The sequence below is a fragment of the Novipirellula herctigrandis genome (assembly GCA_007859835.1).
GTDB classification, from domain to species: domain Bacteria; phylum Planctomycetota; class Planctomycetia; order Pirellulales; family Pirellulaceae; genus Novipirellula_A; species Novipirellula_A herctigrandis.
This window is the reverse complement of sequence record SJPJ01000001.1, coordinates 1719050-1726436: the sequence shown is the minus strand read 5'-3', so window position 1 is coordinate 1726436 and position 7387 is coordinate 1719050. Positions and strand designations below refer to the sequence as shown.

The following is a 7387-nucleotide window of genomic DNA, read 5'->3' as shown; positions in this document are numbered from 1 at the left end:
TCGGGCAAACAGGACTCGGGCAAGCAAGACAGCGGTCAAAAAGGTGACTCAGAAGATGGAGCTTCGGAAGGCAAAGCGGAGAAATCACCGGAGGATGCCAAGGCAGCCGAGAAGCAAGAATCAAAGCAGGATGAGTCGAAACAATCGGAGTCATCGGATTCTGAGCGATCCGATCAGCAGGATCCTGCACCTGAGGATCCCGAACAGCCGCCGTCGAACTGGTTTAAGCCAATTGCAGACGCTTTATCGATGTTTGGTTCGATGTTGCGTTTCCTTATTGGTTTGATTCTGGCGGCCGTCATTGCAGCATTCTTGTGGATCAATCGTGATGCGATTCTTGCTTGGTGGGAAAGTCTTTGGAATCGCAGGTCGAGTGACTTGGCAAAGCAAGAAGATGAATTCATTGACGAAGACTCCTCGGTTCCACCACGATCCTTTGCATCGTTTCGCAATCCAATTGGCTCCGAGAATGATCCGCGACGTGTGATCGTGATCACGTTCCAAGCACTCGAAGCATGGGCGCGAGAGCAAGGCACGGTACGTCGGCGGGATGAAACACCAAGCGAGTTTCTAAAGCGAATTGCTACTGCGGTTCCCTCGATGTCCACCGCTGCGATGCAGGTTGTCGACGCTTACAACCGAGTTGTCTACGGCGGTGGTAAGGCGCACCCGAGCGATGTGCGAGCGGCAGAGAGCGTTTGGAATCAAATGAAATAGGCTTTAGGCGAACTCCGAACGGAGCTGATCCAAATTTGGATCTTGAGTGCGAAGTATCCGAACCGAAATGGCAAACGCAGCAAGAACAACGGCACTTCCAACGATACCGAACCAAATCGGCGGAACATCGGGGAACCCCCAATTGAATCGCCCCACTTGGTAAATGTTCCATCCGCTATTGATAAACGCGTGACAACAAACGCTCGGCCAGATCGAATTCGTGCGCCACGCGATGACACCTAGCCATACGCCGATGATGGTTGCGAGTGCAATTCCGTGCGGTGTGACATGAAAGAGGCCAAACAGGGCCGACGTCACGCCGATTGCAACCGATGGTCGGTACCTCTGTAACATCCGGCGTTGGATGAATCCTCGGAAAAACAACTCTTCGCCGAAACCCGGTAGCACACCAATGAGGACGATCAACGCGACTGCCCAACCGTTGGTGATGTCTTTGTATAGGGCCAAGCCAGTTTCATCACCCGGTAGAACCATGTTGATCAACATGACAATTCCAACCGATATTAGAAGCACTGGCACCGAGCCAATCATCAAGCAAAGAAATGACGTCAAAGGAATGGTTGGCCATTGCAGTCCCAGTCTTTCTATAGTTGAGATGTGACGATGTTTCGCACTCATTCGTCCAAATAGAAACGCAAACCCGATCATTGAGAATCCAGAGAGGCAGAGCATCAGCAAGAAGAGGGGCGGGTGCATAAGTCGTGACGGCAAACCACGGACTGCTTCCTGTAACGATTGGCCGTCGCCACGAGTGGCAAACAGAAAAGCGAGGATGAATGCCCCTTGTAATATCGAAATGAACACCACTTCGGCGAGGCTTATCGCGAACAGTGGCCAAACCCTCGGCTTTAAATCTACTGGCGATTTTTCGGCCGCGTTTCCAATGTTCAATGAATCGGATGTGTGATCATTGGGGCAAGTTGGCTCGGTATGATTCGACATCTGTAGCTCGCAATGGAGGTCGCGTCCTGCAAACCAATCCTGGGATGCACGTCACCCATGATACATGTTTTTCCTAATGCGTTTTCAAACGCCAGGAATCGTACGATCAATTTGCTTGCACCGGAACCTCAACGGTATCCGACGTTACTCGATAGATCGTCGATATTGCGACCGTGTGATATCCGCGAGTTCATTGCTCTAGATCGAAGCGATACGCGAACGCCTCGGGGTCGTGTTGGAAATTGTTTTTCTGGTCAAGCGGGCGTTTCCATAGGACCTCTCCGGATTCACGGATCGCAATCACGCGGTTCGGCGTCGGCAAAGACCAGGGTAACGCATCCCAGTGAACTTTCCACGATGTTCGTTTCGCATTTTCGTTCGGCAGAGGTGTCAAAACGACCGTGTCACCATCACGTGTGATCCTGCAAGATCCGGGCGTGACGACCCATTCAAAATCAACGGGTTTCGCATCGATATTGTTGCGGTCGAGAAATGAGTCTCTGTCATGTTTGAACGTTGTCCATTCGACGGTAGTTGCCGCATCCATTTCACCTGTCACCGTGATTTTTCCGAGTCGAATCCGACGTTCATCGTCGCGATTTCCAATCAATGGCAAACGGTGGTGATTGCCTGAGGGGTCATAGAAACCAACACGCAATTCGAACTCATCGCCCTTGGTACAAGTTTGCGGCAATTTTCCTGTTGCGCGTATTGAGAAGGTTCCGGTTTTTCCGCTTTGCGGGAATTCATCGATGTTGGCTGCCTGGAACGCGATCTTTTCTTCTTGATCAACGAAGTGCAGGAACGGTTTGAAGCCTGTTGGAATGGGATCAGCCAACTTCCAGTCGATGACAAAGCGAAGTTGGTTTGCCGAGTGGGCGTCAAATCCGACGATTCTCGGTTCGATACAGGCCAGTTCGCCAATCGAGCTTCTCGCATTGACGTAGAGTTCATTCGGCGACTGACATTTTTCAACAATCAATCCATCTTGGCGACAGACCGCAGCAGATACGAGTCCTTCGGAAGTCGGAATCTTTGCCAAAAAACCAAAAGGAGGAAGGTCCACGTCTTGGGTCGTCCAATCATCTTCGCCCCGATTTACCCAAACCTCGCCGCCATTGGACCAGCGTACGTGTTGATGGTGCAGGTTGTCGTCAACAAACGTGACATCTTCGATCGTTTTCAATGCGAGTGCACGTGATACATTGTGCGTTAACCAGTATTTCCGCACAACGTCTCGGTCAAAAGGACTACTGGCCATTGTGGGGTGACCGGTCAGCATTTCCGTTGCGATATAGTCGTCGCTGTAGATGCCGTGCATTGTTCCATCGAGTCCCGCTTGATAACGCGAGGAATAGCCGGCGCCGTGAAGCACAAACCGGTCGTGATGAGCGGCATCGAACCAAGGGATCCGCTCCGAGTCAGCGCATTGAATGTTCCATACGCTCCACGAATGCTTCCCGCCAAGTGGTTTGCCGACACGCAGATGGTTCGTTTGGGCGCCGTCGAGCCAACCGATCAATTGGTCGTGACCACTCTCGGAAATTTGGGGAGCGTTGTTTCCAAGTTTGTCACGAATCCAAGCAAAGTGTTTCCTCCAGGAATCGCGGGTTGATTGGGCGTCAAAGAAAGTGCCGTCGGCGGTCCAGTAGTCGTAGGGCCGAATGCTTGACCAGACATCAATAAAGTAGGATGAGGGTCGAAGTTTTTGAGAGATCACATTTAGATTGTTTTGAAGAAACGGTGTGACTCGATCGGCCCGGTAACGGTAGGAACGTGCACCTCGGTATTCGTTCAACCATGCTTTGACAGGTTTTTGGTTCCGGTCAAAGGCAATCACATCACGGTACGAAAAGCCATCTGCATCGGGATAGAAGTCGATGTAGTTGTCGTGTAACGCGAACAGTACGTCGGACTGACTACAGGTCTCAATCAGTGAACGCAATTGTTCTTCGTTGCCATGTTCTGGATTCGGTGGGTAAATTTCAGGAAGTCGGTAATCGTACCCAAAATGTTGCCAGTTGTGCCAAACGACGACGGAGTGGGTCAGCCCATATCGAAATGCCCGTTTGAGTTGAGTGTTTGCGTCTTCGTATCGGCCTCCCCAAAGGTCAAACGCAAATCGTCCCGCTAATTTGTTGACGCCGCTGGCTGCCTTAAGTCCGTTGTGGTCGCGGTATCGCTTCGCCAATTCCCAAACACTTTTTCCGGGGATCAGCATGAACGTTGCCTCCCCATCGGTTTCAAGGGAATAGTGATGTTGTGCCGGATCCACACGCAATTGGGTCGGTGGCAAGTCGACTGCTTCCACCAAGGACACGTTGCTGTTGAAATCGAAGCCAACAAAGGACGTTGCAAGCCGGTGACCATCAAAGTTTAGGTTGAATGCTTCGGGGATTTCGAGGACGTTACCGTGGCCTGCGTAAATGCGTTTTGCTTGGCTGCTGAATTTACCGAGTGACACTGCTTCGATACGAGTGACATTCCATGGTTGATTTGGAGATGCATTTTCGAGAGTCCACTTCACTTGTAGCATCTCGTCTTTCACGCTTGCTTCACCCACCAAGTCGAATGCTCGATCCATCGTGGCGAACGAATGTAATACTCGAATGCCATTGTTGGTTGCCCGTTGACTGACTTCGCGAAGCGTTATCGCTGCTCCGCCGTCGTTCAGGTCAAATCCCGCCACTCGCACATTGAAGCCTTGAATCCATAATCGATGCTCCTGTGTATCCGAAAAACCAATCGATGCATCGAGTAGCCCTCGGCGACCAGGTCGAATGTCGACCTCGTTACTGCCACAATTAAAATGGTACGCTTTCGATTCGCTCGCAATTGGACGCTGTGAATCGGGCGGAAAGGGCAATCGTTCGGGTGGTCGGCCAACATTTAGCGTAGGAGTACCCCAAAAGCATTGGTCAAAGGAGGTGTTCTTTGCGGGGCCAGGATGTGATTCCAATTGCAGTCGAATGGACTGTCCTGCGAATTGGCTTAGGTCGACTGATTGGGATTGCCACGACGTTGCATCACTGTGATGTTCGGAAATCACATCACCAAACTCGCCATGAGGAGCATCAAACGCGGTGACTCGGACACGAAAGGTCACGCCGTCGCCTTCGCCATTTGCCGTGACCGCGTTTGCATAATCGAGCGAGATAGGTTCGCACGAGGGAAGCTCCAGCGGATATTCGATCAATAGGGTCCCGGGATTGCCAGCGAACCAAGGTGGATGCATTGTGATCGCGTGTCGTGATTCGTCATCTGCTTTGACGATGGCGCGAGGATCCATGTCCGCTCGATGCGTCGCAATCGGCCCGGTCCATCCCACTGATGTTGTTGTCGAGGGTTTCCCAAATACTTGTGAGACACTACGGTGAATGGGGATTTGCCAGAGCGAAAGCCTGCGATCACAGTCAACCTTGTACGGTTTCCATTGAGTGATGGCAGTCGACGTCGGACGAGGGGAAACATCGGTGGTTAGAACAAGGATAGGGTGAGCCGTTAAGTGCATGCCATCGGATTCGAAGTCGACGATCGCATGCACTGGATAGTGTGCCGAGTACGTGTTTGCGGAGGGCGTGATTTTGAATTCAAATTCGGTCTTGCTTTTCTTGTCGAGTTCAAAAAATACACTCCGTTCTGGCTCACATGCCCAACCATCGATGCTGTAACACCGCACGGTTCCCTTGACTTTCGATTGTCCATCGTTTTCGAGTTGGACTACCGTTGAGAAAACTTTTCCCGGTTCGTGAATGGAGCTCGGGCCTTCGATGCGAACCGTCAATGGTCCTTGTTGATCGACGGGGGGATTGAAAGCGAAGATGTCGTGTTGATGAATCGCAATTACGAAAGCAAAAGTAAGGAGCAGGCGAATGCCAACAGACGCGCGGTGTGGGTTGAATGCAAATTTCATAGGTGGGGTCTCGAAAGGAAGGAGCCCATAGTTTAGCCACTTCCCAGGACTTCGACGTGGCATGACCTAGAAACGAAAATGGGCCCATGAATTGACGGAGCACCCTATCGGCACACTTTATGGGCCGAGGTTTTCAGTCAAAATTGACGCCGAATCGTTCGAAGACAGATGTCGAGCGTTGCGACGCACACCGCGCGACGCATCTAACCAGCCCTTTCAGGTCTTTGGGGGCGGTCGGGCCGCGAGTCGTCGCCTCGGTTACGACCGAAGCCACCTCGACCGCCACTGCTACCACCACCCGGTCGGCCGCCACCACCGCCGAAACCACCAGGACGTCCACCACCGGGGCGCCCGCCACCACCGCCGAAACCGCCAGGACGTCCACCACCGGGGCGCCCGCCACCAAACCCGCCACGGCCTCCGCCTTCGTTTGCAGGTTCCGTCTTCGCGACCACGTTGTCGGCCGGATCAACCGTTTCGCCTTCGTCCATCACGCAGTACAGATGCTTGTCAGAGCGAAGAATCATCCGGCCATCGCTGATTGCAGGAGTGCCGCCGAACGATTCAGTGTCGGAGGTGACTCGATTGACGCTGATTTGTTTTACTTCTTCGCCGAGTTCAAACACGAACATTTGGCCCGATCCGTTTAGGTAGTACATCTTGTCCCCTGCGATCACCGGCGACGGGTAGTCGAGCGAACCGAAACCCCCGCGGCTGCTTGCAGCGCCGTCAAGCCGCACTTGTCCAAGTTTCTCTCCTGACTTTTCGTCGACGGTTGTCACGACACCATTTGCCACCAAGTACAGTCGTGACTTGTATCCAACCGGTGAGGAAAACCGTGATGACTCACGGCCACTCCATTGCACAGCCGTATCCGTCGTGTCGCCGGATCCGCCGACCTTCACAGCCACGCTTCCGCCACCGCGACCCGTGAATACATACACGATCCCGTCGTTGCTGATAATGCTGCTTTGCGCTTGTTCGGCTCCCGTTGCTTGACTGTACCATCGTAGCTTTCCGGTGTTCGGGTCGAGCCCCCAAATTTCCTTTGCAACGCTCATGACCAAATCCGTTCGCGAGTCGTCAACCTTCACCAGTGCTGGCGTTCCCCACATGTTGTCCAACCCTGAGGCTTCTTGTCGCCACACTTCTTTGCCAGTGGCTTTGTCCAATCCGACGATCGCCTGACTCTCCGCCGACGCCGTAATGATCAACGTGTCATCGTGAACGATAGGACTTGATGACGAACCCCACTTCAAAGGGTCCGACTCCTTGCCGACACTGGCATTCCATATTTCGTTGCCATCAAGATCGTAAGCATACACTCCGCTTTTCCCGAAAAAGGCAAATACCTTTTCGCCATCGGACACGGGCGTGTGCGATGCGTATCCGTGAGCCGTCACGCCGATCCCTGAATACGGATCTTCGGGCAAGGTTGCTTTGACGTCTTTTTGCCAGAGTTTCTCACCGGACTTCAAATCGAAACACACTAAGTGACGAACCAAGTCCTTGATGTCGCCGGGGTTCTCTCGACTCAGCCCGTAACCCGTGTAGCAGGTCACGAACACTCGATTGCCCACGACGATTGGACTCGACACTCCTGCGCCAGGCAGTCCTGTTTTCCAAGCAACGTTTGCAGTGGGCGACCACTGCGTGGGAAGCGGGTCGGTCGCTTGGCTAACCCCCGAACCGTTCGGGCCGCGAAAGCGAAGCCAGTCATCCGCAGTCAGAGTGGACGCGAACGCAAAGAGAGCGAGTGATGCGATTAGTTTTTGTTTCATGGCTGAGCCTATT

Annotated in this window: 4 protein-coding genes; 1 reads left to right on the top strand and 3 read right to left on the bottom strand. The window is 52.9% G+C overall.

Annotation, left to right across the window (positions count from 1 at the left end; all coding sequences use genetic code 11):
- Positions 1-717 (top strand): DUF4129 domain-containing protein (locus CA13_RS06205; protein ID WP_146395087.1); only part of this gene is annotated, 717 nt, incomplete at its 5' end.
- A 3-nt stretch (positions 718-720) separates the two neighbouring features.
- Here CA13_RS06205 and CA13_RS06200 read toward each other — a convergent pair.
- The 3 genes from CA13_RS06200 to CA13_RS06190 form a co-directional block, all read right to left on the bottom strand.
- A complete protein-coding gene (locus CA13_RS06200) occupies positions 721-1680 on the bottom strand; it encodes a CPBP family intramembrane glutamic endopeptidase (protein ID WP_146395086.1) in 960 nt (319 codons plus the stop codon).
- Positions 1681-1870: 190 nt separating this feature from the next.
- Positions 1871-5593: a DUF5696 domain-containing protein gene (locus tag CA13_RS06195; RefSeq protein WP_146395085.1), complete on the bottom strand. Its 3723-nt coding sequence runs from the start codon at positions 5591-5593 to the stop codon at positions 1871-1873.
- Positions 5594-5796: 203 nt separating this feature from the next.
- Positions 5797-7374, bottom strand: coding sequence for an outer membrane protein assembly factor BamB family protein (locus CA13_RS06190; RefSeq protein ID WP_146395084.1), 1578 nt, complete (start codon positions 7372-7374; stop codon positions 5797-5799).
- Positions 7375-7387: the final 13 nt, after the last annotated feature.